Here is a 26046-nt window from a genome sequence, read left to right on the forward strand (position 1 = left end):
GGGTCAGCGGCTCGGCATACCCTCGACCGCGTGTCCGCACCCGCGTCCTCACCGGCCTACGCACGCCCCATCCGGGCCCGTCGCCCCACCGCAGCCGCACTGACCGGGGCGTCGCCGTACGACCCGGCGGAGACGCCGCTGGCCCGCACCCGTCGGGCCCGTCGCATGGCCCGCGAGCTGGCCGTGATCCATCCCGACGCCCACTGCGAGCTGGACTTCACCAACGCCTTCGAGCTGCTGGTCGCCACGGTGCTGTCCGCGCAGACCACCGACAAGATGGTCAACAAGGTGACGCCCACGCTCTTCGCGCGGTACCCCGACGCGGTCGCCCTCGCCGGCGCCGACCGGGAAGAGCTGGAGACCATCCTCAAGCCCACCGGCTTCTTCCGGGCCAAGGCGAACTCGGTGCTGGGGCTGAGCCAGGCCCTGGTCGAGCGCTTCGACGGCGAGGTGCCCGCCCGGATGGCCGACCTGGTGACCCTGCCGGGCGTCGGGCGCAAGACGGCGAACGTCGTGCTGGGCAACGCCTTCGGTGTCCCGGGGCTCACCGTCGACACCCACTTCGGCCGGCTGGTGCGCCGGTTCGGCTGGACCGCGGAGGAGGACCCGGTCAAGGTCGAGGCGGAGATCGCGCAGCTGGTGCCGAAGAAGGAGTGGACCGACTTCAGCCACCGGGTGATCTTCCACGGCCGGCGCGTGTGCCACGCGAAGAAGGCGGCGTGCGGCGCCTGCGGCCTGGCGCAGTGGTGCCCCTCGTTCGGCATCGGCCCGGTCGACCCCGAGGTGGCGCTGAAGCTCGTGAAGACCCCCTCCGCCTCGGACACCGAGTGATGCGCCGTCTCTCGCTGACCGCCGTCGCGCTGCTCGCCGTCAGCGGCTGCACCTCCGGGCAGGGCGGAACGGCTGCGGCGCCGCCGTCGGCGTCCCCCGCCGAGGCGCTGACCGCGTGCCCGGAGCAGCCCGCGGCCGAGGCCGCCGGCCCCGAACGGCTGCCCGCACTCTCCTTCGACTGCCCCGGCGGCGGGTCCCTCGACCTGGGCCGGGCCCCGGGAGCCCCCATGGTGGTCAACCTGTGGGGCAGTTGGTGCCCGCCCTGCCGCGAGGAGATGCCGATCCTGCAGGAGTTCGCCGCGCTCGCGGGCGACGAGGTGCGCATGGTGGGCGTGATCAGCAAGGACGGGCTGCCGCAGGCGGCGTCCTTCGCCGAGGACGCCGGCGTCACCTTCCCCAGCGCCTACGACGGCGACGGCGAGCTGATGGCGGAGCTCGGGCTCAACGTGCTGCCGTTCACCTACTTCGTCGACGCCGGCGGCGCGCTGGTGCACACCGAGGCCGGCGCGGTCGCCTCGGTGGACGAGCTCCGCGGCCTCGTCGCGGACCACCTCGGGGTGCAGCTGTGACCGCCGGGGCGGCCACCGACGGCCTGCCCGAGTACCTGCTCCGGCTGCTGGAGCGGGCCGACGACCTCCCGCTGCGCCACCGCATGCCGCAGGCCACCGCCACCGCCCGCCGCTCGGCGGTCCTCGTCCTCTTCGGCGAGGGCCCGGCCGGGCCTGACATCCTGCTGATCGAGAAGTCCGCACACCTGCGCAGCCACGCCGGGCAGCCCGCCTTCCCGGGCGGCGGCGTCGACCCGGGCGACGACTTCCCGGTGGGCACGGCGCTGCGCGAGGCCCACGAGGAGGCCGGGATCGACCCCGACGGCGTCCGGGTCCTCGCCACCCTGCAGGAGCTGTTCCTGCCGCCGTCGAACCGGCTCGTCGTGCCGGTCGTGGGCTGGTGGGACGACCCGCGCGACGTCACGGTCGGCGACCCGCACGAGGTGGCGCGGGTCGCCCGGGTGCCGCTGGCCGACCTCGTCGACCCGGCCAACCGCTACCGCGTCCGGCACCCGGCGGGCTTCGTCGGGCCGGCGTTCGGCGTGGCCGACATGGAGGTGTGGGGCTTCACCGCCGGCCTGCTCGACGCGATCCTCGAAGCCGCCGGGCTGGCGCAGCCGTGGGACGCCACCGACGTGCGGCCGATCCGCCCGGAGCGGCTGCGCCCGTACACGCTGCCGGGCTCGGGGGACGACGACCCCGCCGGCGACTCCGCCGCGCCGACCGTCGCCGATCCCGCGCCCGGCGTCGCCCCGGCGCGTACGGTTCGGCCCCGATGAGCGGTGAAAGGACCACCTCCTCCCCGTCCCTCGCCGGCTCGGGGCGGGGCCCGGGAGGCGGCCAGGGCATCGGCGGGAAGGTCGTGGCGGTCGTCGCGGTGCTGGTCCTGCTGGTGACCGGCTGCGGTGGCGCCGGGGGGCAGGAGGTGACCGCGGCGCCGGTCGCCGAGGGGCTCGGTGAGGTGACGATCGCCGACGACGGCGTCCAGGAGGTCACCCTCCAGACGCAGGGCGACTACGTGTTCACCCCCGACCGGTTCACCGTGTCGCCGGGGCGGGTGCGGCTGACCCTGGTGAACGTCGCCGAGCAGATGCCGCACAACCTCGAGTTCACCGACGAGGAGCTGCCCGAGCCGATCGACGCCGGGATCTCGATGCTCGCCGCGGGCGAGGAGAAGACGATCGAGTTCGAGGTGTCGACGCCGGGGGAGTACCCGTTCTCCTGCACCTTCCACCTCCAGCTGGGGCAGGTGGGCACGATGACGGTCAGCGGGTAGCGGTGTCCCTGGTCGACCTCCTGCTCATCATGCTGGCGCTGCTGTTCGCGCTGTCCGGGTTCCGGCAGGGCCTCCTGGTCTCGGCCACCTCGATCGTCGGCTTCCTGGCCGGGGCGGTCCTCGGGGCCCAGCTGGCGGGGCCGGTGGCCGACCGGATCGACGGCTCCAGCGTCAGCCGGGTCTTCGCCGCGCTGGTGGTGGTGCTCGCCGGCGCGCTGCTGGGCCAGATCCTGGCCGGGGCCGCGGGCCGGGCGCTGCGGTCCCGCGTCACGTGGGAGCCGGCCAAGATGGTCGACTCCGTGGCCGGCGCGGTCGTCTCGGCGGCGGCGGTCCTGCTGGTCGCCTGGATGGTCGCCTCACCGCTGGCGAGCTCGCCGTTCCCCGAGGTGGCCGGCCAGGTCCGCCAGTCGGCGCTGGTGCAGGCCGTGGACCGGGCGGTCCCCGACGAGGTCCGCACCGTCTACGAGGACCTGCGGGAGGCGATCGACCGGCGGGGGCTGCCCGACGTCCTCGACCCGCTCACCCCCACCCAGGCGCGCGACGTCCCGGCGCCCGACCCGGCGCTGCAGGAGAGCGCGGTGGTCGCCTCGGTGCAGGGGTCCGTGGTGCGGATCCGTGGGGTGGCACCGTCCTGCTCCCGGCAGATCGACGGGTCCGGTTTCGTCTACGCGCCGGAGCGGGTGATGACCAACGCCCACGTGCTGGCCGGCGTCACCGCGCCGGTGGTCGTCGCCGAGGGCAGGGAGTACGACGCGATCCCGGTCGTGGTCGACGAGGAGATCGACGTCGCGGTCCTCGCGGTGCCGGGGCTGCCGCAGGTGCCGCTGTCGTTCACCCCGCAGCCGGCCGATTCGGGCGACGACGCGATCATCATGGGCTACCCGGGAGGTGGACCGCTGTACGTCGGTGCCGCCCGCGTGCGGGACCGCGGCGAGATCAGCGGCCCCGACTTCCGCAACACGCAGACCGTCGTCCGCGACGTCTACGCCCTGTACGGACAGGTGCGCGCCGGCAACTCCGGTGGCCCCCTGTTCGCCCCCGACGGCAGCGTCCTCGGAGTCGTGTTCGCCTCGGCGATCGACGACCCGCAGACCGGCTACGCGCTCACCGGACCGGAGGTCGCCGCGGCCGCCGATGCGGGCAGCGTCGCGCGCACCGAGGTGGCGACGGGCTCCTGCGAGTAAGAGGACCCCGCTGCCCCCCGCACCTCGCTCCGCTCGGCGCGGGTCCCTGCAGCGGGGCCGGTTCCATCCGCTCGCCGCGGGCCGCTCCGCTGCGCTACGCGGCCCAGTCGGCGATGGCCCGGGTGACCTCGTCGGGGGCCTCCTCCTGTGGGAAGTGGCCGACCCGGGGCAGCTCCCGCCACTCGTAGGCCCCCGCCACGTAGCGGCCGGACCCGCGCGCCGTACCCGGCAGCACGTACGGGTCCAGCGCACCGTGCAGCTGCAGGGTGGGCGCCGTGATCGGGGCCGCCATCCGCCGGGCGTACCGGAGACCGTCGGGCCGCAGCTGGGACCGGCCGGCCCAGCGGTAGTACTCCATGGCCCCGTACGCGGCCTGCGGGATGCGCGCCGCCGCGCGGTAGCGGTCCACGGCCGCCGCGAACTCCGCGGTGCGCGCCCACTCCGGCCCGGCCCAGCGCTGCATCAGGTCGGCCACCGGGTCGTCGTCGACCCGGGTCAGCCGCCGTTCGGGCAGCCGGGGCACCTGGAAACCGAGCGCGTGGCGCATCGCCCGGCGCTGCCGGCGGTCGGCCATACCGGCCCGCAGCAGCCGGGGGTGGGCCATCGACACCACGACCAGCCGGCGGACCACCCGCGGGTGCAGCGCGGCCGCCGTCCAGCCCAGCAGGCCGCCCCAGTCGTGGCCGACGACGACCGCATCGCGTTCCCCGAGCGCCCGCACCAGCGCCGCGACGTCGGCGGAGAGGGTCGGCAGGTCGTACCCGCGAGGTGGCTTGTCGCTGGCCCCGTAGCCGCGCAGGTCCGGCGCGACGACCCGGAACCCCGCCCCGGCCAGGGCCGTGAGCTGGGCGCGCCAGGTCCACCAGAACTGCGGGAAACCGTGGAGCAGCAGCACGAGCGGCCCGTCACCGGCCTCCGCCGTGTGCAGCCGCACCCCGTTCGCGGAGATGTCGCGGTGGGTCCAGGGCCCCGGCAGCAGCACGCTGACGGCGTCGGGACGGCCGTCCGGCGGGACGGTCACCGAGTCAGACCCGGTAGGTCTCGTTGCCGCGCAGCTCCACCTTGCCGCCGTTCACCACGGGGACGTCGCGGTGGCGCGCGCCGGGCGCCTCGCGGTGCATCACCTCGGGCAGCTCGCGCAGCGACTCGATCGTCCGCTCGGGCTTCTCGATCTTCTTGATCAGCCGCTTGCCGATCAGTGCGAGCACGCCGGCGACGAGCAGCAGCACGACCCAGACGATGAGGTAGGACAGCCAGCGGGGCACGCCCAGCGCGGTGAGCCCCTCGGCGAGGGCGATGAAGAGGAAGAACATCGAGAAGCCGGCGACGACGCCCGCCGCGCCGAACATCCCGCCGCCGATGGCGCCCTTCTTCGCGGACGTGCCGATCTCGGCCTTGGCCAGCTCGATCTCACCGCGCACCAGCGTCGAGACGTCGGCCATCGCGCTCTGCACCAGCGTGCCGATCGAGGGCTCGGCCGCCGCGCTGCTCCCGTCGGTTCGGGTCGTCGACACACTGTGGGCCACGGGTGGCTCCTCCTTCGGTGGAACTGCTGGTCGGGACGATCGTGCCCCATGGCCAGCGGGACCGCGTCCCGGTGCCTGCAGACGCGGTGGGGCGGGAGGGCATAGGAGGCTCTACCTGCGTGCCCGGGGTCCGAGGCGCAGGTAGAGCTTCCTATGCCTGGGAGGTCAGCCCTCCGCGGGAGTGGCGGGCAGCTTCTCCTTGATCATGTTCATCACCGACGAGTCGGTCAGCGTGGTGACGTCGCCCAGCTCGCGGTTCTCGGCGATGTCGCGCAGCAGCCGGCGCATGATCTTCCCGGACCGGGTCTTGGGCAGCTCCTGCACCACCATGATCTGCCGCGGCTTGGCGATCGGGCCGATGTCCTTGGCGACGTGCGTCTTGAGTTGCTGGACCAGCTCGTCGCCGGAGTCCTCGGCGTTCCCCCGGAGGATGACGAACGCGACGATGCCCTGGCCGGTGGTCGGGTCGCTGGCCCCGACGACGGCGGCCTCGGCGACCGTCGGGTGGCCGACCAGCGAGGACTCGACCTCGGTGGTGGAGATGCGGTGGCCCGACACGTTCATCACGTCGTCGACCCGGCCGAGCAGCCAGATGTTGCCCTCGGCGTCCTTCTTCGCGCCGTCACCGGCGAAGTAGACGTTCTTCCCGAAGCGTGACCAGTAGGTGTCGACGTACCGGTCGTCGTCCCCCCAGATCGTGCGCAGCATCGACGGCCACGGCTCGGTGAGCACGAGCAGCCCGGTGGAGTCGTCGGTGAGCTCGTTGCCCTCGTCGTCGACGACCTTGGCGGAGATGCCCGGGAACGGGTGCTGGGCGGAGCCGGGGGTGAGGGTGGTGACGCCGGGCAGGGGCGTGAGCATGTGCGCCCCGGTCTCGGTCTGCCACCAGGTGTCCATGATCGGGCAGCGGCCGCCGCCGATGTGCTCGTGGTACCAGAGCCAGGCCTCGGGGTTGATCGGCTCGCCGACCGAGCCGAGCAGCCGCAGGGAGGTCAGGTCGAAGCCGGCCGGGACCTCCTCGCCCCACTTCATGAACGTGCGGATGACCGTGGGCGCCGTGTAGAGGATCGTGACGCCGTACTTCTGGATCAGCTCGAACCAGCGGCCGCGGTGCGGGGTCTCGGGTGTGCCCTCGTACATCACCGAGGTGGCGCGGTTGGCCAGCGGCCCGTAGACGATGTAGCTGTGGCCGGTGACCCAGCCGACGTCGGCCGCGGTCCAGAAGACGTCGGTGTCGGGCTTGAGATCGAACGTGGCCCAGTGGGTGTAGGCGACCTGGGTGAGGTAGCCGCCGGACGTGTGCAGGATGCCCTTCGGCTTCGCCGTCGTCCCCGACGTGTACATGATGTACAGCGGGTGCTCGGCGTCGAAGAACTCGCAGCTGTGCTCGGCCGACTGCCGGTCCACGACGTCGTGCCACCAGAGGTCGCGGTCGTCGTGCCAGTCGACGTCCTGCTCGGTGCGCTTGACGACGAGCACGTGCCGCACGCCCTCGGTGCGGTTCACCGCCTCGTCGACGGCGGGCTTGAGGGCGCTGGGGGCCCCGCGGCGGTAGCCGCCGTCGGCGGTGATGACCACCTGCGCGCCGGCGTCGGTGATCCGGCTGGCCAGCGCGTCGGCCGAGAAGCCGCCGAAGACCACCATGTGCACCGCGCCGATCCGGGCGCAGGCGAGCATCGAGATGATCGCCTCGGGGATCATCGGCAGGTAGATGGCGACCCGGTCGCCGGCCCGCACACCGAGCTCGGTCAGGGCGTTGGCGGCCCGGCAGACCTCGTCCTTGAGCTGGGCGTAGGTGATCGTCCGGGTGTCGCCCGGCTCGCCCTCCCAGTGGTAGGCCACCTGCTCGCCGTGGCCGTCCTCCACGTGCCGGTCCACGCAGTTGTAGGCCACGTTGAGCCGGCCGCCGACGAACCACTTCGCGAACGGCGGGTTGCTCCAGTCGAGCACGGTGTCCCACTCCTGGTCCCAGCTCAGCCGTCGCGCCGCGGACTCCCAGAACGCCAGCCGGTCGCGGGCGGCCTCCTCGTACACCTCGGGGCCCACGTTGGCCTGGGCGGCCAGGGCCTCGGGCGGCGCGAAGGTCCGGCCGTCCAGCTGGGGCGTCTCGCTCATGTGGTCCTCCCGGGTCCGGTGCCGCGGTGGGCCCGCGGCCGTGCAACGTGTGCCACGACACACCGTATGGCGGACAGTGCTCCGGCGTCTGCCCCACGCGAGCCCCCGAGCGACGACCGGCCACACTGGGCCGGTGAGCGGTCGCCAGGCGCAGGTCGCGGCCCGGATCCCGGGTGCGGCGGCGCTCGGCCTGGTGCCCCCGGAGGGCGCCCCGGTCGTTCCGGCGACCGCGTTCGCCGACCGGGTGTGGCTGACCGACCTGCTCGCCGGCCGGGCCCGCGGCGGCAGCCGCCGGGTGCACGCCACGGTGTGGTGGTACTCGGCCTCCGCCGTCCTCCTGGCGCCGCTGCTGGCCGGGCTCGCGGTCGGGCGTCCGCTCTCCGGCCGCCTCCCCGACGTCGCCGTCGCCCTGAGCCCGGGCGGTCTCCCGCTCGCCGCCGTCTCCTCGCGGGGGGACGACGACCCGGCGGCGGGGCTCCGCGAGTCGCTCGACGACGTCGTCCCCGCCCTGGCGGACGTCGCCGGGATGCGCGAGCGGCCGCTCTGGGCGATCGCCACCGACTCGCTGGCCAACGGGCTGCTGGGCCTCGGCCGCGCGCTGGGCGACGTCCCGGCGGTGACCGCGCTGGCCGCGCCGCTGGCCCGGGCGGTCGGCGCGCCGCTGCCGGCTCCCCGCTACGTCGACGTCGGCGGTGCGCGGTTCACCGCCCGGGTGTCCTGCTGCCTGGTGGACCGGCTGCCGCCCGGTGCGAGGTGCCTGTCCTGCCCCCGCCGCCCCCCGGCGGAACGGCAGGTGCTCCTCGAGGACGCGGCCACCCGGCTGCCGGGCTGATCCGTCGCTGTCGGTGCCGCGACGACGTCGCACCGCGAGGCTTCGCGCGAGATGATCGACGGAGGCGACGAGAGCGGAGGTCAGCGATGCCCGTGATGCCCGCCGCGTTCCTCGGCCACGGCAACCCGATGAACGCGCTGGAGAGCAACCGCTACACGGAGGCCTGGCGGGCCTTCGGGCGGTCGGTGCCCCGGCCCCGGGCCATCCTGGTGATCTCCGCCCACTGGTACGTGCAGGCGACCGCGCTCACCGCGATGCCGCGGCCGCGCACCATCCACGACTTCTTCGGCTTCCCGCGGGAGCTGTTCGACGTCCGGTACGAGCCCCCGGGCCTGCCGGAGCTGTACGACGAGGTGGCCGACATCGTGCACCCGACCTGGGTGGGGGCCGACCTCGACAGCTGGGGTATCGACCACGGCGCGTGGTCGGTGCTGGCACACGCCTTCCCCGACGCCGACGTCCCGGTGGTGCAGCTGTCGATCAACGCACTCAAGTCCTTCGACTACCACCTCCAGCTCGGGGCGGCGCTGGCGCCGCTGCGCGAGGACGGGGTGCTGGTCATCGGCAGCGGCAACGTCGTCCACAACCTCGGCGGGGTTAGCCGCGCGCTGCCGGACGCCGGGTTCGACTGGGCGCAGCGGTTCGACGAGGCGGCGAAGGAGTGCATGCTGACCGACCCCACCGACGTCGGCCGTCTCGACGGGCACCGCGACTTCGACCTCGCCGTCCCGACGCCGGACCACTTCCTGCCGCTGCTCTACGTGGCCGGCATGGCGGGCGCGACCGACGCGCCGGTGGACGTGCTGGTCGACGGCTACGCCTACGGCTCGCTGTCGATGACCGCCTACACCGTCGGCATGGACGCCCCGGAGGCGGCGGGGTCGGGCGTCGCCGCGGCGCTGCCCGACGGCCCGCCCCCGGACGGCGCCAACATCTGAAGGACCACCGACCAGGCATAGGAAGCTATGCATGCGTTTCCGGCGCGAGAACGTACGCATAGCCTCCTATGCCCAGTGGGTCGCTATGCGGTGCGGGGCTCCTCGTCGGCGGGGCGGTGCAGATCGGTGATCCGGGGGAAGGGGCGCGTCGAGAAGACCGCCTCGACCGGCACGCCGAAGAACTCGGCGATCCGCAGGGCCAGGTGCAGGCTCGGGTTGTACTCGCCGCGCTCCAGGTAGCCGACGGTCTGGTAGTGGACGCCGAGGGCGTCGGCGAGCTCCCGCCGGGTCACCTGCTGCTCGGCGCGCAGCAGCGCGATCCGGTTGTGGACGGCGTCGCCGGAACGGTCGCCGGCGGGGCGATCAGGAGCCACGGATCAGCGCACCCACTGCAGGGTGGCCTCCCGGGCCGCCTGCACCTGCGACCCGGACTGCCGGCGTGCCATCCGGCGCAGCACCCGGGGGGTGACCAGCGCGCCGAACACGGCCCAGGCGGCCAGGACCACGACGGTGAGGCCGGTGCGCCACGAGTCGCCGAGCTCGAGGGTCGCCGCCGCGTCGGGGAGGAACGCCGAGCGCAACCCCAGGCCGATCCAGTAGATCGGGAAGACCTGCGCCACGGCCTGCACCCACCCCCACATCAGCGTGATCGGGAAGAAGATCCCCGAGATCGCCGTGAGGACCAGTACCGGCAGCATGCCCCAGCTGCCCACCTTCTGCGTGCTCGGCACGACCGCTCCCAGGATCATGCCCAGCGGCAGCGTGGCCAGCAGCCCGAGCACGACCACCCAGGCGACGGTGAGCCACCCCGACGCGCCGCCGTGCATCAGCCCGTCGAAGAGCAGGAAACTCGGCACCAGCACGGTCAGCAGCGACGGGAACAGCGAGAGGGAGTGGTAGGTCAGCTGCCCGGTCACGTACCCCGGCATGCCGTGGGGGAGCGCCTTGTGCCGCAGCAACGTGCCGTCCTCGCGCTCCATGGCCAGCGCGAAGGCCGGGCCGATCACCACACCGAAGGCCAGGAGCGCGCCGAGGATGCTGGGCAGCGCGTACGTCGGGTACATCAGCCCGGTGCCCTCGAGCTCGTTGTCCCGGTTGAACCAGAGGTAGAGCAAGGTGCCGACGGCGGTGAACAGGTAGAAGCCCTGGTCCTGCGGGCTGCGCAGGCTCAGGACGAACTCCGTCCAGCCCCGCTGGAGCCCCAGACCGATCGCGTGCCGGGTGGCGTTCATCGGGTGACCTCCTCCAGGACCGGGTCGGCCGGGCGGCCGGACTCGAAGCGCTGCACCATCGCCAGGTAGGTGTCCTCGAGGCTGGCGCGGCGGACCTCGAGGTCGGTGAGCCGGTCGCCGTGCTCCTCGAACAGCCGGCGGACGAAGGGGACGACGTCGTCGGTGGGGTGCACGTAGCGTTCCGCGCCGCAGGCCCAGCGCACCTCCGCCGTGCCGGCGACCTGGCGGGTGAGCTCGTCGGCGCTGCCGGCGGCGACGATCCGGCCGTGGGCCAGGATGAGGATCCGGTCGGCCAGCTTCTCCGCCTCGGCCAGGTCGTGGGTGGTGAGCAGGATGCTCGTGCCCTCCAGGTCGGAGAGCCGGTGCACCAGCTCGTGGAAGTCCCGCCGCGCCTGCGGGTCGAAGCCGGCCGTGGGTTCGTCGAGGAAGAGCAGCTCGGGCCGGCCGATGATGCCGACGGCCACGTCGAGCCGCCGGCGCTGGCCGCCGGAGAGGGTGCCGATCTTGCGGTCGGCGTGCTCGTCGAGGCCGACGGTGGCGATGAGCTCGTCGACGTCGTAGGGGCGCCGGCGCTCGGGTGTCGAGTAGGGCGTGAAGTAGCCGCCGAGCTGGGTGAGCAGCCGGCGCGGCGTCCAGCGAGCGTGGTCGCGCCAGGACTGCAGCACCACGCCCACCCGGGCCCGCCACGCGTCGCCCGCGGTGGCCGGGTTCTCCCCCAGCACCCGGACCTCCCCGGCCGAGGGCAGCCGGAAGCCCTCCAGGATCTCGATCGTCGTGGTCTTGCCGGCCCCGTTGGGGCCGAGCAGGCAGACGACCTCGCCGGGGTGGACCTCGAGGTCGACGCCGGAGAGGACTTCCTGCTCGCCGTAGGTCATCCGTAGCCCGCTGGTCCGGACGACCGGTTCACCTGCCGTGTCCCGCTGAGGACCCATACCGCCACACCCCTGTGCGCTCGTCGGTGCGGCCGATAGTAGGAGTACTACATCGAGAGCACAAGTGCATACGGAACCGCGGTGACCCTCACGGCGCGTAGCGGCTCACGTGTGCGACGTAGCGACCCCCCGCGTGGACGAACGGATCCGCCACCGCGCCCGGAGCGCGCTCAGCGGGCATCCTGCGGAGGCCGACGTCGCGCTGGCCACCTGCGGCGGTGAGTTCGACGACGCTGCGGGGACCAGCACGGAGAACACCGTGGTGTTCGCGACGGTGGCCGACGGCTCCTAGGTGGCAGCGGTGAGCCCGGCCACCTCGCCGACGACCCAGACCGCCGGGGGGCGGACTGCGTGCGCGGTGAGGGTGGCCGGGAGGTCGGCCAGGGTGGTGCGCAGCGACCGCTGGGTGGGGGTGGAGCCGTCGGTCACGACCGCGACCGGGGTGTCGGGTGCGCGGCCGTGCTCGACGAGGGCGGCGGCGATGGCGGGGGCGGTGTCGACGCCCATGAGGACGACGAGGGTGCCGCGCAGTGCGCCGAGAGCAGCCCAGTCGACCAGTGACTGGGGGTGGCCGGGGGGCAGGTGGCCGGAGACGACGACGAATTCGTGGGTGAGGCCGCGGTGGGTGACCGGGATGCCGGCGAGGGCGGGGACGGCGACGGCGCTGGTGATGCCCGGCACGACCTCGACGGGGATGCCGGCGTCGGTGCAGGCCTGGACCTCTTCGAAGCCGCGGCCGAAGACGAAGGGGTCGCCGCCCTTGAGGCGGACGACGCGGCGGCCGGCGCGGGCGTGGGTGATCAGCAGGTCGTTGATGGTCTCCTGGGCCATCGAGCGGCCGCGCGGCAGTTTGGAGGCGTCGACGACCTCGACCTCGGGGGGGAGTGAGGCGAGCAGTGGCTGGGGGCCGAGGTGGTCGGCGACGACGACGTCGGCGGTGGCCAGCGCCTGCCGGCCGCGCACGGTGATCAGCCCCGGGTCACCCGGGCCGCCACCCACCAGCACCACGCTTCCCGCGGGGGTCGGGCGTGCGGCGCGGTCGCGGATGCTGCCGTCGGTCAGCCCGGCGACGATCGCGTCCCGCACCCCGATCGCCCGCTGGGGGTCCCCGCCGCCGTGCACACCCACCACCAGGTCGCCCTGCCGGCCGATCGCCGGGGTCCAGACGCTGGAGGCGGCGCGGTCGTCGGCGCGGGCGCAGAAGATGCGGGCGCGCTCGGCCTCCTCGGCCACCGCCGCGTTGACCGCCGGGTCGTCGGTGGCGGCGACGGCGTACCAGGAGCCGTCGAGGTCCCCGGGCCGGTAGGGCCGCCGGTGCCACGTCGTCCTGCCGGCTGCGGCCAGCGACTCGAGCGCCGGGGTCACCTCCGGGCTCACCACCGTGACGCGGGCCCGGGCCTCCAACAGGCCGGCGACGCGCCGGTGGGCGACCCGGCCGCCGCCCACGACGACGACCGGCCGGTCACGCAGCCGCAGGCCGACCGGGTAGACCGTGCCCGATCCGGGGGGCACCGGGGTGGCGTTCAGCGGACCTCCTCGGGGGCGCGGGTGGTGGTCTCCTCCGCGGAGCCGGGGGGACGTGTCCGGGACAGGATCCCAGCGAGGGTCGCGGCGAACGCGCGCGAGGTCCCCGGATCGCGCACCGCGACCCGGAGGTGGTCGGGCGTCAGGCCGGGGAAGGAGTCACCGCGGCGGACCGCCCACCCGGCGTCACGCAGCTCCGCCCGCACCCGCGCGCCGTCGGGCACGCGCAGGAGGACGAACGAGGAGCGGGGGTCGGCGACCACCTCGGCCGGTGCCGGCAGCGCGGTGAGCAGCGCCTCGCGGTGGCCGGCGAGCTCGACGGCCGCGACGCCGGCCTCGGCGCGCGCGGCCGGGGTGGTGCAGGCGACCAGCGCGGCCAGCGCCGGGGTGGAGACCGGCCACTGCGGCTGCTGGTCGGCCAGCGCCGCGACGAGCTCCGGGGGGCCGAGCGCGTAGCCGACGCGCAGCCCGGCGAGCCCCCAGGTCTTGGTCAGGCTGCGCACCACGAGCAGCCCCGGGAGGTCGCTGCGCCCGGCCAGCGACTCGGGCTCGCCGGGCACCGTGTCGGCGAACGCCTCGTCGACGACGAGCACCCGCCCGGGCCGGGCCAGGGCCGCGAGGTGCTCGGCCGGGTGCAGCACCGACGTCGGGTTGGTGGGGTTGCCCAGCACTACCAGGTCGGCGTCGTCGGGGACGGCCGCGGGGTCGAGCCGGTAGCCGTCGGACGCGGCGAGGAGCAGCCGGGTCACCGGGTGCCCCGCGGCCCGCAGGGCGGCCTCCGGCTCGGTGAAGGACGGGTGGACGAGGACGGCCTTCCGCGGTCGCAGCGCGCGGGCGAGCAGCACGAAGACCTCGGCGGCACCGGCGGCCAGCAGCACCTCGTCCGGGTCGCGGCCGTGGGCGGCCGCGACCGCAGCCCGGGCCGGCGCGGCGTCGGGGTAGGCGGCGCTGCCGTCGACCGCCTCGCGCAGCACGACCCGGAGCCACTCCGGGGGCGTGCCGGCGCGCACGTTGACGGCGAGGTCGATCAGGCCGGGTGCCAGCTCGGCGTCCCCGTGGTGTCGCAGATCCGTCACGTCTCCTCTTCGCGGTCGTGGTCGGACCGCCATGAGACCACGGGCGTGTAACAGCCGTGTGGCGGCACTTGACGAATCGGAAAGCGACGAGCACGCTTTCCGACATGGAAAGCGACCGGGCCGACGCCCGTGACCAGCTGGCCGCCCTGCAGGCCGACCGGGCGGCCCTGGCCGCGCGCATCACCCAGCCCTGGTGGTGGGACGTCGCGCTCGGGCTGCTGTTCGCCGGGTTCATCAGCAGCTACTCCTTCCGCAGCATCTGGGTGATCGTGGCGGCACTGGTGCTCTACCTGGCCGGCGTCCGGGGGCTGATCGCCGTCTACCGGCGGATCACCGGGGTCTGGTGGGACGCCAGCAAGGTGGGGCCGGTGCAGGAGCGCGTCCGGCGGGCGCTGCGCCGGTGGTCGGCCGGCTACCTCGCCCTGCTGGCCCTGGGTGGCGCAGCGGAGTTCCTGCTCGACGTGCGGGGCGCGATGGTCGTGGTTGGCGTCCTGCTGGGCGTCGCGGTCGCGCTGAGCTCCAGGTGGGTGACCAGGATCTACGTCGCCGGGTTGCGGGCCGAGCGGTGACCGCCGTCGACCCTCGGTTCGACCCGGTGGTGCACGCACCGCCGCGGCTGCAGGTGTGCGGGCTGCTCGCCGTCGTCGACACCATGGACTTCGCGACGGTGCGCGAGCAGGTCGGCGTCAGCGACTCGGTGCTCTCCAAGCACGTCAAGCAGCTGGAGGAGGCCGGGTACGTGACGGTCCGCAAGGCCACCCGCGCGTCCCGGGTGCGCACCAGCCTGGCGCTGACCCCGGCCGGCCGGGCGGCCTTCGACGCCCACGTCGCCGAGCTGCGGCGGATCACCGGCGGCTGAGTTCGGCCGCGGGGTGGCGCCGGGAGCGATCGAGCCCGCTGGACCCCGGTGGTGCGCACGACGGGCAGGTGGAGCCGGGTAGCCGGACGTCCAGCCGCGTCACGGCGCGGCTGGACGTCCGGTGGTGCGGCTCGACCCGCAGGCCGGCGCGGGGTGGTGCACCCGACCTCCCGCCCGGAGCGCCCACGTCGCCGAGCTGCGGCGGATCACCGGCGGCTGACCCCTCGCACGTGTCCCGCGGCACACCGGCAGAGTGTGCGCCGGCGGCGGCGCGGGGGAGAGGGGGACAGGTGCGGGGCGGACGGGGTGCGACGCTGCTCGACGCGGCCGCCGTCGTCGGCGGAGCCGTCGCGCTCGGCCTGCTGCTGGGCCTGGCCGGCCTGCCGTCGCCCGCGCTGTTCGGCGGCCTGGTCGCCGGGCTGGTCCGCGCGCTGGCCGTACCTGCACCGGCACGGGTTCCCGAGCGGCTCGGGACCGCCGGGCAGGCGGTCGTCGGCGTCTCCATGGGCGCCCTGGTCGACCTCGGCACGCTGCGGGCGGTGGCCGCCGACTGGCTCCCGGTCCTCCTGGTCACCGTCGGGACGCTCGTGCTGAGCCTGCTGGCCGGGCTCGCCCTGCGGCTGCACCGGGGGATCAGCCCGGTCACGGGGGCGTTCGCCATGATCGCCGGTGGCGCCTCCGGCATCGTGGTGATGGCCCGCGATCTGGGAGCCGACGAGCGGATGGTCGCGGTGCTCCAGTACCTGCGGGTGCTGCTCATCGTCCTGCTCATGCCGGTGGTCGCCACCACCGCCTACGGCGCCACCGCGGGAGCCGGGCTCACCCCCGGCGACGCCGGGGGGCCGGGCTGGCCCGCCGGGCTGGCGTTCACCGCCTCCTGCTCGCTCGTGGGGCTGGTCGGGGGCCGGCTGCTCCGGGTCCCCGTCGCCGCGCTGCTGGGACCGCTGGTCGCCGCCGCGGTCGCCGACCTGACCGGCCTCTCCGGTGGTGCGGGGGTGCCCGCCCTCGTCGAGAGCGCGGCCTTCCTCGTGATCGGCCTGCAGGTCGGCATCAGCTTCACCCGCGGGAGCCTGCGTGCCATCGGCCGCGCCCTGCCGCTGGCGCTGGCGATCATGCTGGCCCTGGTGCTGGCGTGCGCCGGGCTGGGCGGGCTGCTGGCCGCCGCCACTGGGGCCACCGCGCTCGAGGGCTACCTGGCCACCACGCCCGGTGGGCTCTACGCGGTGCTGGCCACCGCCCGGGACTCGGGCGCCGACACCACCTTCGTCCTCGCCGTCCAGGTGATCCGGCTGTTCGTCATGCTCTTCAGCGCCCCACTGGTGGCGCGCCGGCTCCGGCGCAGACCCCCGGGCTGAGCGACCCGGCCACCGGGCTGCCGGGGGGCGGGGGACCTGACGGGCGGGCCGGACGCGCCTACCCTCGTGGACCGGCGCACGAGCGGGAGGAGAGGGACCTGTCCGAGGAGAACGCGGCCACGACCGGGGCCGACGCCGACGACGCGGTGCTGCTGTTCGTCGGCGGTCCGCTCGACGGCCGGGTGCAGATCCGGGAGGCCCGGCACGGTGACCCGCTGCCGACGGTGACCCACGTCCACCTCCACGGCGGGCCGAAGGTCGTGCACCGCTACGACCTGGAGCCGATCGGCGACGGCCTCGGCGTCTACAACCTGCGGCCGCCGGTGCGGCGGCCCGCGCGGGACGAGTCGGTCGCGGACTGACCCCCGCCTCACCAGCCCTGCACGCGGCGGGCCTCGGCCACGACGCGGTCGAAGCGGCTGCGGTCCAGCGCGGCGCCCTCCCGGCGGACCGTCCCGGGATCGAGCACCAGCAGCCGGTCCAGCCGCACCTCGCTCGCCCGCCCTCGCGGGTCCCAGGCGCCGGTGCCGATGTCGGTCCACGACCGGCCGTGCCGGGCCTCGTCGGCGGCGTCCCGGTCGTGGTCGCGGCTGGCCAGCATCAGACCGAGGAGGTCCTCGCCCCGCCGGCCGATGATCAGCACCGGTCGGTCCTTGCCCCGGCCGTCGTCCTCCTCGAAGGGCACCCAGGCCCAGACGATCTCCCCGGGATCGGGACGGTCGTCGTCGAACGGCCGGTACTCCACGTCCGGTGCGCCGGCCGGCCGCGGGCTCCCCGGCGGCGCGGGCCGCCCGCGGGCGGGGGAACGGCTGCTGCGCAGCAGGTGCAGCACGCGGCCCGCGGTGTGCGCCGCCGTCCGCCCGAGCCGCCGGAACCTGGCCATGACCGCACCGTACGGAGGGGTGGCCGCGACGGCATCGTGCGCCCCGGCGAGGACACAGGAGCATCACCGTGTGTCACACGTGACACATCGGCACCATCTGGTCACCGTGGGGGTTGGCGGTGTCGATACGGGGGCACGATGGGCGCACGGGAGCGTGGCGGCGCCCCCGGGAGAAGGGGGGCTCATGACTTCGGCCGAACCGGCGCGCCCGGCGCTCCCACGCGCACGGGAGGTGCAGGCGAGCGTGCTCGCCGCCTTCCAGTTGGTGGAGGACGCCCGCTACCTGGGCTCCAGTCGCAGACGCCGCCGCCTTCGGGTGCGCGCCGTGGCCGAGCGGGCCGTCGCCGACCGGAAGCTCGCCCGCGACCTGCGCGCCGGCTGAGCACCCGGGGGGAGTGCCTCCTCAGGTGAGGCAGAACTCGTTGCCCTGCGGGTCGGCCATCGTCACCCATGCGAACGGGCCCTGCTAGCCGCGCCACAGCTCCGTGGCACCCAGCCCGGCGAGCCGGGCCACCTCCTCCTCCCGCCGCTCGGGCCCGACCCGGACGTCGAGGTGCAGCCGGTTCTTGACGGCCTTCGGCTCGGGGACGAGCTGGAACAGCACGCGCGGGCGGCCCGGCTCCGTCGAGGTGATCGCGGCGCCCGCCTTCCACACCAGTGCGCCACGGTGCGTGGTGGTGTCCGACCCGGCGGCGGCGCCGGTCTCGACCAGCCCCGTCCAGAGGCTCGCCCCGAGCTTGCGAGGGGTGAGGAGGACGGGGTGTTTCCTCAGTCGGCGAGCTCATGCGGGGCGGACGAGTCGACCACGACCTGCACGTCGAAGGACATGGCCGCAGGTTAGGGCGCCGCACCGACAGAACCCGCCGGCGTCAGAGCTCCAGCGCCAGGTCCGCCCGGATCACCGCGTCGTCGGTGGGGATGGTGGTGTCCCGGCAGTGCTCGCGCATCACCTCGCCGAACGGCGCGAAGGCCGAGCGGTCCACCCGCTGCTCCGGGTCCCACAGGCCCGAGCGCATGACCGACTTCGGGCACTGGAAGTAGGCGCGCTCCACCTGGACCACCAGCACCGACAGCGGTGCCCGGCCGAACTCGGTGAGGTCGAGATCCAGCGACCCGGGGTCCACCAGCGACGTCGTCCCGTAGACCCGCAGCGTCTCGTCGAAGCCGGGGACGAAGAACATCAGCGCGGCCCTCGGGTTGGCCACCAGGTTGCGCAGGCTGTCGACCCGGTTGTTGCCGCTCCGGTCCGGCAGCGCCAGCCGGTGCTCGTCGAGCACGTGCACGAAGCCGGGCCCGCCGCCCCGCGGGGAGACGTCGGGCCAGCCGTCGGGCGAGGCGGTGGCCAGCGTGGCGAACGGGCTCAGCGCGATGAAGTCGCGGCAGTAGCCGTCCAGCGCGCCGATCACCTTGTTCAGCACCCGTGGAGACGCCTCCCGGTACCCGGCGAGCACGACGGCGTCGGAGGGCGGGGCGGCGGGCGTCTCGGGGTGCACGCCCCGACGGTATCGGCCCGTGCGGCTAGCGTGGCGACCCGTGCCCGAGGTCTGGAGTTCCCCCGTCCGATACGTCGAGTGCGATCAGCAGGGCGTCGTCTTCAACGCCCACTACCTGACGTGGGCCGACGAGGCGTCCAACGGGTGGTGGGCCGCGCAGGGGTTCGCGTGGGACGAGCTGGTCGCCCGCGGCATCGACCCGGTGGTCAAGGCCAGCGCGCTCGAGTGGACGTCGTCGGCCCGCTGGGGCGACACCGTCGCCGTGGACGCCGAGACGGAGAAGGTCGGCCGCACCAGCGTGTCGGTGCGGTTCACCGTGCGCGTGGGCGACCGGGTCTGCTGCGTGGTCCGCACCACCTACGTCTCCGTCACCGACGGCCGCGCCACCCCCTGGCCGGACGACGTGCGGGCACGGCTCAGCGAGGGCTGAACCCCGCGCCCGGCGGCAGCATCGGCAGGTCGGCGGGCGGTCCTGCCTCGATCAGCCGCCACAGCGCGTCGGTGTCGGCGTGCTCGGCGACCAGGTCGCCGAGCCGGTCCAGCCGGGCCTCCCGCACCGCCGCGAAGTCGGTGTCCGGCGCGGGCACGAACCGGCGGCCGGTGATCCGGGCGACCTCGGCGAGGAAGGCCCGGCGGAAGCCGTCGTTCTCCAGCGCGCCGTGCCAGGTCGTCCCGAAGACCGATCCCGCGCGGGCCCCGTCGAGGAACGGCTCGGCGTCGCCGTCGACGGTCACGACCCCGTGGTGGATCTCGTAGCCGTGCACCGTCTCGCCCAGCGCGGACCCCACCGGGTGGGCCAGCGTCTTCTCCCGGGCGAAGCGGACGGCGGCGGGCAGCAGGCCCAGCCCGGTCACGGTGCCCGCCCGGGACTCCACCTCGTCGGTGATCGACCGGGCCAGCATCTGGTGGCCCCCGCAGATGCCGAGCACCGGAGTCCCCTCCGCCGCCCGGCGCAGCACGGCGTCGGCGAGCCCGGTCGCGCGCAGCCAGGCCAGGTCGGCGACGGTCGCGCGCGTCCCGGGCAGCACGACCAGATCGGCGTCGGCGAGCTCCTCGGGCCGGGTCGCGTACCGAACGAGCACACCGGGCTCGGCGGCCAGCGCGTCGAGGTCGGTGAAGTTCGACAGCCGGGGCAGCCGGGCGACCGAGACGCGCAGGACGTCGTCGCCGACCGGTGGCGAGGCGGCGGACGCGGCGGGCACGTTCAGCGAGTCCTCGACGTCCAGCTCCAGGCCGGAGAGCCAGGGCAGGACGCCGAGCGTCGGCCGCCCGGTGAGCGCGGTCAGCTGGTCCAGCCCGGGCCGCAGCAGCCGCACGTCGCCGCGGAACTTGTTCACCAGGAACCCGGCGACCAGCCGCTGGTCCGACGCCGGCATCAGCGCCACGGTGCCGTGCAGGGCGGCGAAGACGCCGCCCCGGTCGATGTCGCCCACGACGACCACGGGCAGGCCGGCGGCGGTGGCCAGGCCCATGTTGGCGATGTCGTCGGGCCGCAGGTTGATCTCGGTGGGGGAGCCGGCGCCCTCGCAGACGACGACGTCGTACCGCGACCGCAGGTCCGCGAGCGACTCGAGCACCTGCTCGAGCAGCGCCGCCTTCATCGGCCGGTACGACAGCGCGGTCACGTCGGCCACGGGCCGGCCGAGCACGACCACCTGGCTGGAGTTCTCCCCGCCCGGCTTGAGCAGCACCGGGTTCATGGCCGCCTCCGGCTCGACCCGCGCCGCCGCCGCCTGCATCACCTGGGCGCGGCCGATCTCGGCCCCGTCGAGGGTGACCATGGAGTTGTTGCTCATGTTCTGCGCCTTGAACGGCGCCACCGACACGCCCTGGCGCACCAGCCAGCGGCAGATGCCGGCGGTGACCACCGACTTGCCGGCGTCCGAGGTCGTGCCGGCGACGAGCAGCCCTCCGCTCACGCCGCCTCGCGCGGGGCGTCCCAGCCGGCCTTCTCCTGCCCGGAGAGGTCGGCGATCGCCAGCATGATCCGGTCGGTCACCTTGCGGCGGGCGCGGTTGCGGTTCGCCTGGCCGGCCAGCTCGGGGAAGGTCAGCGGCTCGCCGAAGGTGATCGCGATGCGGTGCGGGCGCGGCCAGCGCGCGCCCACCGGCTGCACCTTGTCGGTGCCGCGCACCGCGACCGGGACGACGGGGCAGTCGGCGGTGAGCGCGAGCCAGGCGACCCCGGTCTTGCCGCGGGCCAGCCGGCCGTCCTTGGACCGGGTGCCCTCCGGGTAGAGGCCGAAGGCGGTGCCGCCCCGCAGGATGCCCAGTGCGGTGTCGAGGGCGGCCTGCGCGGCCCGGTGGGTCTCCCGCTCGACCGGGTGGGCACCCAGCGCGGTGAACAGCGTGCGGGTGAGCCACCCGCCGAATCCCCGGCCCGTGAAGTACTCGGCCTTGGCCAGATAGGCCACCCGGCGTGGAGCGGCCAGCGGGATGGCGATGCTGTCGATGAAGGAGAGGTGGTTGCTGGCGAGGATGACCGGCCGGTCGAGCGGCACGTTCTCGCGTCCGGTGATCTGCGGCCGGCACATGAGGAAGAACAGCGGGCGCAGCACGAACCGGGCCAGGACGTAGAACATCGCAGGCTCTCCCTCCTCGGCGGCCCGGGGGCCGCGACCCCGGACACCACGGGCTGCCCGCGATCCTGCCGGAACCCGCCCGGCGGCGGGACGGCGGCTCCGGCGAGGGCCGCCGGGCGGCTACCCCGGGGGGCAGGCGTCGCGGAGAATGACGCGCACGTCCTCGGGCAGCCGGCCGTGCCCCGTGGCCGAGGCGGTGATGGCCTGGGCCACGTCCCGGACCTTCCGGTGGGTGTGGCTGGAGATGTGCGACAGCAGGTCGAACGCCACCTGCTCGGCGCAGCCGGTGAGCAGCATGAGGATGCCCTTGGCCTGCTCGATGACCGCCCGGCTGGTCATGGCCGCCCGGAGCTGCTCGACCTCGGCCCGGAGGGGCTCGGTGCCGGTGGCCCCGGGCGCCGGTGGCCGGGAGCCGGTGAGGTCGACGCAGATGCCCTCCACCGCGCGCACGCCGCCCGCGTCGTCCCGGTCGGGTTCACCGACCAGCAGCACCGGTCGCGGTGGGCGTGCCGGGTGCACGACGCGGGTCTCGACGGCGAACGGCCGGCCGGCCCCGCAGGCCGAGAGGGCGGCGAGCACCCGCCCCCCGTCGTCGGGGTGCTGGACGCCGATCAGCGCCTCGGTGCAGGGCGTGGTGGCCGTGATGTCCAGGCCGAGCAGGTCGTGCATCTCCGGCGACCACCACCAGCTCCCGGTGTGCCGGTCGAACCGGTAGCGGCCGGCGATCGCCGGCACCGGGGCGGGGTGCCGGGTGATGGTGCGGCGCGGTTCCCGGTCCCGGGCGAGCGGCGGGCGGGTGCGGGCGGGTGCCGGTGACGACATGGTCGACCTCCTGGCCGGAGACGTGCCGGTGCGGGCAGGCCCCCGGGCGCCGGCTGCTCGACACCCGGGTGCCCCGGCCCCGCGGGGGCCGGGCCTCCCGATGCCTGGACGGTACGTCGATGCGCCGGTCCCCGCACCGGTTCGCGGGCCCGGGGACCGCCGGTTGCAGCTCAGACCACGGTGAGCGGGCGCGGCGGCGAGGCGGCGGGGCCGGTGCGGCGCACCGCCGAGTCGAGCCGGGCCAGCACGCCGACGGCGGCCCGCAGCCGCTCCGGGGGCAGGGTGAAGGGCAGGCGGAGGTGGTCGTCGAAGGCGTGACCGGTGCCGAACGCCCGCCCCTCGGCGAGCAGCAGCCCGAGCTCGGCGGCGGCCGAGGTCAGCTCGGCGGAGCTGGTCCCGGGCGGCAGCCGGCACCAGGCGGAGAGGCCGCCGGCGGGCACCGGCGCGCTCCAGTCGGGCAGCTGCCGGGCCAGCTCGGCCAGGAGGACGTCGCGCCGCTCCCGGAGCTGCACCCGCCGGTGCCCGAGGACCTCGTCGAGCTGCTGCACCAGGACGGTGGCGGCCAGCTGGTCGAGCACCCCGACCGACAGCTGCCGCCTGATCAGCGCCTCGCCCAGCCGGGCGGCGAGGCTCGCCTCCGTCCGCAGCCAGCCGATGCGCAGGCCGCCCCACACCGCCTTGGAGAGGCCGCCGACGGTCACCACCGCGGCGTCGGGGACCCCGGCGGCGTACGGCGGCGCGGCCGGGCCGTCCAGCTGCAGGCCCGTGGCCACCTCGTCGACCAGCGTCACGATCCCGTGCTGCCAGAGCGTGGCGGCCAGCCGCCGGCGCCCGGTCGCCGACAGTCCGGCGCCGGTGGGGTTGTGGCAGTCGGGCATCAGGTAGGCCAGCCGGGGGCTGCTCTGCCGGGCGACCAGCTGGGCCGTCCCGACCAGCGCGTCGGGCTCGGCCGGATCGACCACCGCGGGCACGCAGCGCCCGCCGGCCGCCGCGACCAGGCCCACCGCGCCGGGGTACGTCGGGTGCTCGACGAGCACCCGGTCGCCGGGCTCCAGCAGCGTCCCCAGGACGAGCGCGGCCGCATCGCCGACGCCCGCGGTGATCACCACCTGGTCGGCGTCGGTGGCCAGCCCGCGGGAGGTGAACCACCCGGCGACCGCCGCGCGCAGGCCGGGCAGCCCGCTGGGCGCGTAGCCGTGGGCGGGCAGGTGCGCCGGCAGCTCGCCGAACGCCCGCTCGTAGGCCGGCAGCAGCTGGGGGGCCGCCTCCGGTGCGGCGTGCGCCAGGTCGAGCACCCCGGGGGTGGTGCTCGGCGGTGACCAGCCGGTCCGGACGTCGGGGAGCGCGGTCACGGTGCCCGATCCGTGCCGAGTCCGGGCGAACCCCTCCTCGCGGAGCACCCGGTAGGCCGACGCCACGGTGACGCGGCTGACGTCCAGCTCGGCGGCGAGCTCCCGTTCGGCGGGGAGCCGGGTGCCGACGGGCAGCGAGCCGGCGGTCAGCAGCTCCCGGACCCGCCGGGCGACCCCGGCGTACCGCGGAGCGGGCAACCCGTCGGGCGGCCCGATGAGAGTGGCGAGCTCGCGAGCGCCGGTGGACTTATCTGCTCCGGGTGGCATGCGGGCCACCATGCCGGATTGGCCTGGAATGTGCCAGCAACGACCGTGCCACTGTGCTCGGCATGGATGCAGGTGGTGTCGTCGCGATGGTGCTCGTTCTCTTGGGGCTGGGGTACCTGTCGGTGTCCACGCTCCTCGTCACGGTGCGGGGTGGCCGCGGGCCGGGGGACCCGCCGGCCAGCCATCCCCGGGTCGACCCGGCCGGCTTCCCGGTGCCGCCACGCCCGCGTGACGTCGCGCACCGGCGCCGTCAGCCGCGGAGCCGGCGCGCCAGCACCGCCGCGACCGCCGCCGCGGTCCACACCGCGCGGGAGAGGGTCACGGCCCGGGAGATGTCCGCGGTTCCCGGCGGCCGGCCGTCGCCCAGCGCCGGCCGGTCCTCCACCCGGCTGCCGTAGACGTTGCGCCCGCCCAGCCGCAGGCCGAGGGCGCCGGCGAGCGAGGCCTCGCAGCGCCCCGAGTTGGGGCTGGGGTGCGCGGCGCCGTCGCGGCGCCAGACGCGCAGCGCTCCGGCCGCGGACCCGCCCACCAGGGGGGCGCACCCGACCGTCAGGGCCGCGGTCAGCCGGGCGGGCGCCCAGTTGGCGACGTCGTCGGCCCGGGCGGCGGCCCAGCCGAAGCGGCCGTACCGCGCCGACCGGTGGCCCACCATCGCGTCGAGGGTGTTCACCGCCCGGTAGCCCAGCAACCCCGGCAGCCCGGCCACCGCACCCCAGAACAGCGGGGCGACGGCGGCGTCGGAGGTGTTCTCCGCCACCGACTCCACCGTCGCACGCGCGAGCTCCGCCGCCGCCAGCCCGCTCGGGTCGCGCCCCGCCAGGCCGGGCAGCGTGGCCCGGGCGGTGGGGAGGTCGTCGGCGGCCAGGACCACGTGCATCCGCCCGGCCACCCGGGCCAGCGACGTGCCGCCCAGCACCGTCCACGTCGCGGCCGCCGTCGCCGCCGTGCGCAGCGCCGGGCGGGAGCGGGTGACGCGATCGGCCGCCACCCCGAGCGCGGTGGCGCCGCCCACGAGCACGGCCCAGTGGCCGGCACCCGCGGCGCGGGAGTCCCGCCACACCCGGCGCTCCAGCGCGGCGGCGGCGCGCCCGAAACCGGCCACCGGATGCCCCCGCCGTGGATCGGCGAGCGCGAGGTCGGCCAGCGCGCCGAGCGCCAGCCCCAGCGCGGTCGCGGCATCGGGGCTGGGGCGCACCGCGCCATCGTGCCAAGGCCCCGGCGGGCGCCCGCCCGCGGTAGTCCTCCCTAGGATCGCCGCATGCGCCTGTTCGGCCGTTACGACGGCGTCGCCCGGCCGATCGTCACCTACGGCAGCAACCCGGTGCTGCACCGCAGGTGCACCGAGGTGACCGTCTTCGACGACGCGCTGCGGCGGCTGGTGCTCGACATGTTCGCCAGCATGGAGGCCGCCGACGGTGTCGGGCTGGCCGCCAACCAGATCGGCGTGGACGCGCGGGTCTTCGTCATCGACTGCCCGGACGCCGACGGGGAGGACGTCGTCGGCTACGTCGTCAACCCCGCCCTGACCGTCCTCCAGCCGGTCGGGGACGAGCCGGCCGAGGAGATCACCGAGGAGGGCTGCCTGTCGGTGCCCGGCCCCTACGCCGAGCTGCCGCGGGCCTTCCGGGCGCGGGTCGACGGCGTCGACCTGCACGGGGACCCGGTGGCCATCGAGGCGACCGGCATGGCCGCCCGCTGCCTGCAGCACGAGGTCGACCACCTCGACGGCATCGTGTACGTCGACCGGCTCCCGGCGGAACAGCGGGAACGGCTGCTGGCCGAGGCGGCCGGTCCCGGTGGTGAGCTCCCCGCCTGACCGCGGTGCGGAAAACCGGGTGAGCCCGCCGGGCGGATGACCGATGATCGTCCGTCGGCACCCGCACCACCACGAGACGAGGCACCACCGGTGACACCCCTGACCGAGGCCGAGATCCGGCGCTCGTTCGTCAACTGCTCCCGCGGCGAGGCGAAGACCCTCACCCTGCCCGCGGACTTCGGCGAGCTGGACTGGAGCGAGCAGGTCGTGCTCGGCTGGCGCGGCCCGAAGGTGCCGCTGCGCGGGTACCTGGTGGCGCAGGTCGACGACGAGACCGTCGGCATCGCCGTCCGGGCCGCGGAGAGCCGCATGTCCAGCCGGACGACGGCGATGTGCCTGCTCTGCCAGACCGCGCAGCCGGGCGACGGCGTCTCCCTGTTCACCGCCCGGCGCACCGGGGACGCCGGGCGCAACGGCAACACCGTGGGCACCTACATCTGCGCGGACCTGCGGTGCTCCGTGCGGGTGCGGACCGAGATCCCGCCGTGGCTGCAGGAGCGCGACCCCGACGAGGTCGTCGCCGAGCGGTCCTGGGAGCTGGAGGAGCGGGTGCGCGGCTTCCTCGAGTCGGTGCGCCGCCCGTAGTCGCCGGGCACGCCCGCGG

32 protein-coding genes are annotated in these 26046 nt (G+C 75.2%); 16 read left to right on the top strand and 16 right to left on the bottom strand.

The window, feature by feature from the left end; genetic code table 11:
• Nucleotides 1–30 precede the first annotated feature (30 nt).
• From nth to ACI8AG_RS02515, 5 genes are read left to right on the top strand one after another with little or no spacing between them, the layout of a single operon-like run.
• Nucleotides 31–831 carry an endonuclease III gene (gene nth / locus ACI8AG_RS02495; protein WP_456595787.1) on the top strand — a complete coding sequence of 267 codons (801 nt, stop codon included), beginning with the start codon at nucleotides 31–33 and terminating at the stop codon, nucleotides 829–831.
• The gene (locus tag ACI8AG_RS02500) at nucleotides 831–1400 is read left to right on the top strand and encodes a TlpA family protein disulfide reductase (RefSeq protein WP_456595788.1); all 570 of its coding nucleotides are present in this window, start codon (nucleotides 831–833) and stop codon (nucleotides 1398–1400) included. The genes nth and ACI8AG_RS02500 overlap by 1 nt, the downstream gene beginning before the upstream one ends.
• Nucleotides 1397–2158, top strand: coding sequence for an NUDIX hydrolase (locus tag ACI8AG_RS02505; RefSeq protein ID WP_456595789.1), 762 nt, complete (start codon nucleotides 1397–1399; stop codon nucleotides 2156–2158). Before ACI8AG_RS02500 ends, ACI8AG_RS02505 begins: the two co-directional genes overlap by 4 nt.
• The gene (locus ACI8AG_RS02510) at nucleotides 2155–2655 is read left to right on the top strand and encodes a plastocyanin/azurin family copper-binding protein (protein WP_456595790.1); all 501 of its coding nucleotides are present in this window, start codon (nucleotides 2155–2157) and stop codon (nucleotides 2653–2655) included. Before ACI8AG_RS02505 ends, ACI8AG_RS02510 begins: the two co-directional genes overlap by 4 nt.
• A 2-nt stretch (nucleotides 2656–2657) precedes the next feature.
• Nucleotides 2658–3839 (top strand): MarP family serine protease, encoded by a 1182-nt coding sequence (locus ACI8AG_RS02515; RefSeq protein WP_456595791.1) that lies wholly within the window; start codon nucleotides 2658–2660, stop codon nucleotides 3837–3839.
• A gap of 94 nt (nucleotides 3840–3933) precedes the next feature.
• Here the strand turns inward: ACI8AG_RS02515 and ACI8AG_RS02520 are convergent, their stop codons facing one another.
• From ACI8AG_RS02520 to acs, 3 genes are all read right to left on the bottom strand, one after another.
• Nucleotides 3934–4860 carry an alpha/beta fold hydrolase gene (locus ACI8AG_RS02520; RefSeq protein ID WP_456595792.1) on the bottom strand — a complete coding sequence of 309 codons (927 nt, stop codon included), beginning with the start codon at nucleotides 4858–4860 and terminating at the stop codon, nucleotides 3934–3936.
• Between the two features lie 4 nt (nucleotides 4861–4864).
• The gene (locus tag ACI8AG_RS02525) at nucleotides 4865–5365 is read right to left on the bottom strand and encodes a phage holin family protein (protein WP_456588197.1); all 501 of its coding nucleotides are present in this window, start codon (nucleotides 5363–5365) and stop codon (nucleotides 4865–4867) included.
• Between the two features lie 165 nt (nucleotides 5366–5530).
• Nucleotides 5531–7480, bottom strand: coding sequence for an acetate--CoA ligase (gene acs, locus ACI8AG_RS02530; RefSeq protein WP_456595793.1), 1950 nt, complete (start codon nucleotides 7478–7480; stop codon nucleotides 5531–5533).
• 133 nt (nucleotides 7481–7613) lie between these two features.
• On the opposite strand from acs, the gene ACI8AG_RS02535 reads away from it, so the two are divergent.
• On the top strand, nucleotides 7614–8312 hold the full coding sequence (locus ACI8AG_RS02535; protein ID WP_456595794.1) for a (2Fe-2S)-binding protein: 699 nt from the start codon (nucleotides 7614–7616) through the stop codon (nucleotides 8310–8312).
• Nucleotides 8313–8398: 86 nt separating this feature from the next.
• Nucleotides 8399–9250 carry a 4,5-DOPA-extradiol-dioxygenase gene (gene ygiD / locus ACI8AG_RS02540; RefSeq protein ID WP_456588194.1) on the top strand — a complete coding sequence of 284 codons (852 nt, stop codon included), beginning with the start codon at nucleotides 8399–8401 and terminating at the stop codon, nucleotides 9248–9250.
• 83 nt (nucleotides 9251–9333) lie between these two features.
• Here ygiD and ACI8AG_RS02545 read toward each other — a convergent pair whose 3' ends face one another.
• Genes ACI8AG_RS02545 through ACI8AG_RS02555 form a run of 3 tightly spaced genes read right to left on the bottom strand, consistent with a single transcriptional unit; the run spans nucleotide 9334 to nucleotide 11357 of the window.
• The gene (locus ACI8AG_RS02545) at nucleotides 9334–9624 is read right to left on the bottom strand and encodes a helix-turn-helix transcriptional regulator (protein WP_456595795.1); all 291 of its coding nucleotides are present in this window, start codon (nucleotides 9622–9624) and stop codon (nucleotides 9334–9336) included.
• A gap of 3 nt (nucleotides 9625–9627) precedes the next feature.
• On the bottom strand, nucleotides 9628–10482 hold the full coding sequence (locus ACI8AG_RS02550; RefSeq protein WP_456588192.1) for an ABC transporter permease: 855 nt from the start codon (nucleotides 10480–10482) through the stop codon (nucleotides 9628–9630).
• A complete protein-coding gene (locus tag ACI8AG_RS02555) occupies nucleotides 10479–11357 on the bottom strand; it encodes an ABC transporter ATP-binding protein (RefSeq protein ID WP_456588191.1) in 879 nt (292 codons plus the stop codon). The genes ACI8AG_RS02550 and ACI8AG_RS02555 overlap by 4 nt, the downstream gene beginning before the upstream one ends.
• A gap of 190 nt (nucleotides 11358–11547) precedes the next feature.
• Between ACI8AG_RS02555 and ACI8AG_RS02560 the strand changes: the two genes are divergently transcribed.
• A complete protein-coding gene (locus tag ACI8AG_RS02560; protein ID WP_456588190.1) occupies nucleotides 11548–11706 on the top strand; it encodes a hypothetical protein in 159 nt (52 codons plus the stop codon).
• On the opposite strand, the gene cobA is transcribed toward ACI8AG_RS02560, so the two are convergent.
• Nucleotides 11703–12926, bottom strand: a complete 1224-nt coding sequence (gene cobA / locus ACI8AG_RS02565; RefSeq protein WP_456595796.1) for a uroporphyrinogen-III C-methyltransferase — start codon at nucleotides 12924–12926, stop codon at nucleotides 11703–11705. The two genes, ACI8AG_RS02560 and cobA, sit on opposite strands and share 4 nt — an antisense overlap.
• A gap of 11 nt (nucleotides 12927–12937) precedes the next feature.
• Nucleotides 12938–14047 carry an Rv2231c family pyridoxal phosphate-dependent protein CobC gene (gene cobC, locus ACI8AG_RS02570; RefSeq protein WP_456595797.1) on the bottom strand — a complete coding sequence of 370 codons (1110 nt, stop codon included), beginning with the start codon at nucleotides 14045–14047 and terminating at the stop codon, nucleotides 12938–12940.
• A 71-nt stretch (nucleotides 14048–14118) separates the two neighbouring features.
• On the opposite strand from cobC, the gene ACI8AG_RS02575 reads away from it, so the two are divergent.
• The 4 genes from ACI8AG_RS02575 to ACI8AG_RS02590 all read left to right on the top strand — a co-directional run bounded on the left by ACI8AG_RS02575 (nucleotide 14119) and on the right by ACI8AG_RS02590 (nucleotide 16590).
• Nucleotides 14119–14583: a hypothetical protein gene (locus ACI8AG_RS02575; RefSeq protein ID WP_456595798.1), complete on the top strand. Its 465-nt coding sequence runs from the start codon at nucleotides 14119–14121 to the stop codon at nucleotides 14581–14583.
• Complete coding sequence (locus tag ACI8AG_RS02580; RefSeq protein WP_456595799.1) at nucleotides 14580–14873, top strand: winged helix-turn-helix domain-containing protein; 294 nt, start codon at nucleotides 14580–14582, stop codon at nucleotides 14871–14873. Before ACI8AG_RS02575 ends, ACI8AG_RS02580 begins: the two co-directional genes overlap by 4 nt.
• A gap of 290 nt (nucleotides 14874–15163) precedes the next feature.
• Nucleotides 15164–16228 (top strand): AbrB family transcriptional regulator, encoded by a 1065-nt coding sequence (locus tag ACI8AG_RS02585; protein WP_456588185.1) that lies wholly within the window; start codon nucleotides 15164–15166, stop codon nucleotides 16226–16228.
• A 146-nt stretch (nucleotides 16229–16374) separates the two neighbouring features.
• The gene (locus tag ACI8AG_RS02590) at nucleotides 16375–16590 is read left to right on the top strand and encodes a hypothetical protein (protein ID WP_456588184.1); all 216 of its coding nucleotides are present in this window, start codon (nucleotides 16375–16377) and stop codon (nucleotides 16588–16590) included.
• An 8-nt stretch (nucleotides 16591–16598) separates the two neighbouring features.
• Here ACI8AG_RS02590 and ACI8AG_RS02595 read toward each other — a convergent pair whose 3' ends face one another.
• A complete protein-coding gene (locus tag ACI8AG_RS02595) occupies nucleotides 16599–17111 on the bottom strand; it encodes a type II toxin-antitoxin system PemK/MazF family toxin (protein WP_456595800.1) in 513 nt (170 codons plus the stop codon).
• 184 nt (nucleotides 17112–17295) lie between these two features.
• Between ACI8AG_RS02595 and ACI8AG_RS02600 the strand changes: the two genes are divergently transcribed.
• Nucleotides 17296–17493, top strand: a complete 198-nt coding sequence (locus tag ACI8AG_RS02600; protein ID WP_456588182.1) for a hypothetical protein — start codon at nucleotides 17296–17298, stop codon at nucleotides 17491–17493.
• 84 nt (nucleotides 17494–17577) lie between these two features.
• Here the strand turns inward: ACI8AG_RS02600 and ACI8AG_RS02605 are convergent, their stop codons facing one another.
• The gene (locus ACI8AG_RS02605) at nucleotides 17578–17766 is read right to left on the bottom strand and encodes a VOC family protein (protein WP_456595801.1); all 189 of its coding nucleotides are present in this window, start codon (nucleotides 17764–17766) and stop codon (nucleotides 17578–17580) included.
• A gap of 214 nt (nucleotides 17767–17980) precedes the next feature.
• Nucleotides 17981–18604, bottom strand: coding sequence for an MSMEG_1061 family FMN-dependent PPOX-type flavoprotein (locus ACI8AG_RS02610; protein WP_456595802.1), 624 nt, complete (start codon nucleotides 18602–18604; stop codon nucleotides 17981–17983).
• Nucleotides 18605–18644: 40 nt separating this feature from the next.
• Between ACI8AG_RS02610 and ACI8AG_RS02615 the strand changes: the two genes are divergently transcribed.
• Entirely contained in the window at nucleotides 18645–19034 is a 390-nt protein-coding gene (locus ACI8AG_RS02615; RefSeq protein ID WP_456595803.1) for an acyl-CoA thioesterase, read from the top strand.
• On the opposite strand, the gene ACI8AG_RS02620 is transcribed toward ACI8AG_RS02615, so the two are convergent.
• The 5 genes from ACI8AG_RS02620 to ACI8AG_RS02640 form a co-directional block, all read right to left on the bottom strand.
• The gene (locus ACI8AG_RS02620; protein ID WP_456595804.1) at nucleotides 19021–20523 is read right to left on the bottom strand and encodes a cobyric acid synthase; all 1503 of its coding nucleotides are present in this window, start codon (nucleotides 20521–20523) and stop codon (nucleotides 19021–19023) included. The genes ACI8AG_RS02615 and ACI8AG_RS02620 overlap by 14 nt on opposite strands.
• Complete coding sequence (locus tag ACI8AG_RS02625; protein WP_456595805.1) at nucleotides 20520–21185, bottom strand: lysophospholipid acyltransferase family protein; 666 nt, start codon at nucleotides 21183–21185, stop codon at nucleotides 20520–20522. Before ACI8AG_RS02625 ends, ACI8AG_RS02620 begins: the two co-directional genes overlap by 4 nt.
• A gap of 120 nt (nucleotides 21186–21305) precedes the next feature.
• A complete protein-coding gene (locus ACI8AG_RS02630; RefSeq protein ID WP_456595806.1) occupies nucleotides 21306–22007 on the bottom strand; it encodes an ANTAR domain-containing protein in 702 nt (233 codons plus the stop codon).
• 170 nt (nucleotides 22008–22177) lie between these two features.
• On the bottom strand, nucleotides 22178–23626 hold the full coding sequence (yczR, locus tag ACI8AG_RS02635; RefSeq protein ID WP_456595807.1) for a MocR-like transcription factor YczR: 1449 nt from the start codon (nucleotides 23624–23626) through the stop codon (nucleotides 22178–22180).
• A gap of 250 nt (nucleotides 23627–23876) precedes the next feature.
• A complete protein-coding gene (locus ACI8AG_RS02640; RefSeq protein WP_456595808.1) occupies nucleotides 23877–24821 on the bottom strand; it encodes a cobalamin biosynthesis protein in 945 nt (314 codons plus the stop codon).
• Nucleotides 24822–24884: 63 nt separating this feature from the next.
• Here ACI8AG_RS02640 and def point away from each other — a divergent pair, with 63 nt between their 5' ends.
• Together def and ACI8AG_RS02650 are read left to right on the top strand one after the other, a co-directional pair.
• Entirely contained in the window at nucleotides 24885–25442 is a 558-nt protein-coding gene (def, locus tag ACI8AG_RS02645; protein WP_456595809.1) for a peptide deformylase, read from the top strand.
• Nucleotides 25443–25532: 90 nt separating this feature from the next.
• Nucleotides 25533–26027 (top strand): FBP domain-containing protein, encoded by a 495-nt coding sequence (locus ACI8AG_RS02650; protein WP_456595810.1) that lies wholly within the window; start codon nucleotides 25533–25535, stop codon nucleotides 26025–26027.
• The last annotated feature ends 19 nt before the right edge of the window (nucleotides 26028–26046 follow it).

The organism is Blastococcus sp. SYSU DS0552 (assembly GCF_054050815.1).

Bases quoted from the DNA above. Each gene is read 5' to 3' on its own strand.
- ACI8AG_RS02500 (WP_456595788.1), top strand. From the start codon at position 831: ATGCGCCGTCTCTCGCTGACCGCCGTCGCGCTGCTCGCCGTCAGCGGC.
- ACI8AG_RS02510 (WP_456595790.1), top strand. From the start codon at position 2,155: ATGAGCGGTGAAAGGACCACCTCCTCCCCGTCCCTCGCCGGCTCGGGG.
- acs (WP_456595793.1), bottom strand. From the start codon at position 7,480: ATGAGCGAGACGCCCCAGCTGGACGGCCGGACCTTCGCGCCGCCCGAG.
- ygiD (WP_456588194.1), top strand. From the start codon at position 8,399: ATGCCCGTGATGCCCGCCGCGTTCCTCGGCCACGGCAACCCGATGAAC.
- ACI8AG_RS02550 (WP_456588192.1), bottom strand. From the start codon at position 10,482: ATGAACGCCACCCGGCACGCGATCGGTCTGGGGCTCCAGCGGGGCTGG.
- ACI8AG_RS02555 (WP_456588191.1), bottom strand. From the start codon at position 11,357: ATGACCTACGGCGAGCAGGAAGTCCTCTCCGGCGTCGACCTCGAGGTC.
- cobC (WP_456595797.1), bottom strand. From the start codon at position 14,047: ATGGCGGTCCGACCACGACCGCGAAGAGGAGACGTGACGGATCTGCGA.
- ACI8AG_RS02575 (WP_456595798.1), top strand. From the start codon at position 14,119: ATGGAAAGCGACCGGGCCGACGCCCGTGACCAGCTGGCCGCCCTGCAG.
- ACI8AG_RS02595 (WP_456595800.1), bottom strand. From the start codon at position 17,111: ATGGCCAGGTTCCGGCGGCTCGGGCGGACGGCGGCGCACACCGCGGGC.
- ACI8AG_RS02600 (WP_456588182.1), top strand. From the start codon at position 17,296: ATGACTTCGGCCGAACCGGCGCGCCCGGCGCTCCCACGCGCACGGGAG.
- ACI8AG_RS02625 (WP_456595805.1), bottom strand. From the start codon at position 21,185: ATGTTCTACGTCCTGGCCCGGTTCGTGCTGCGCCCGCTGTTCTTCCTC.
- ACI8AG_RS02630 (WP_456595806.1), bottom strand. From the start codon at position 22,007: ATGTCGTCACCGGCACCCGCCCGCACCCGCCCGCCGCTCGCCCGGGAC.
- yczR (WP_456595807.1), bottom strand. From the start codon at position 23,626: ATGCCACCCGGAGCAGATAAGTCCACCGGCGCTCGCGAGCTCGCCACT.
- def (WP_456595809.1), top strand. From the start codon at position 24,885: ATGCGCCTGTTCGGCCGTTACGACGGCGTCGCCCGGCCGATCGTCACC.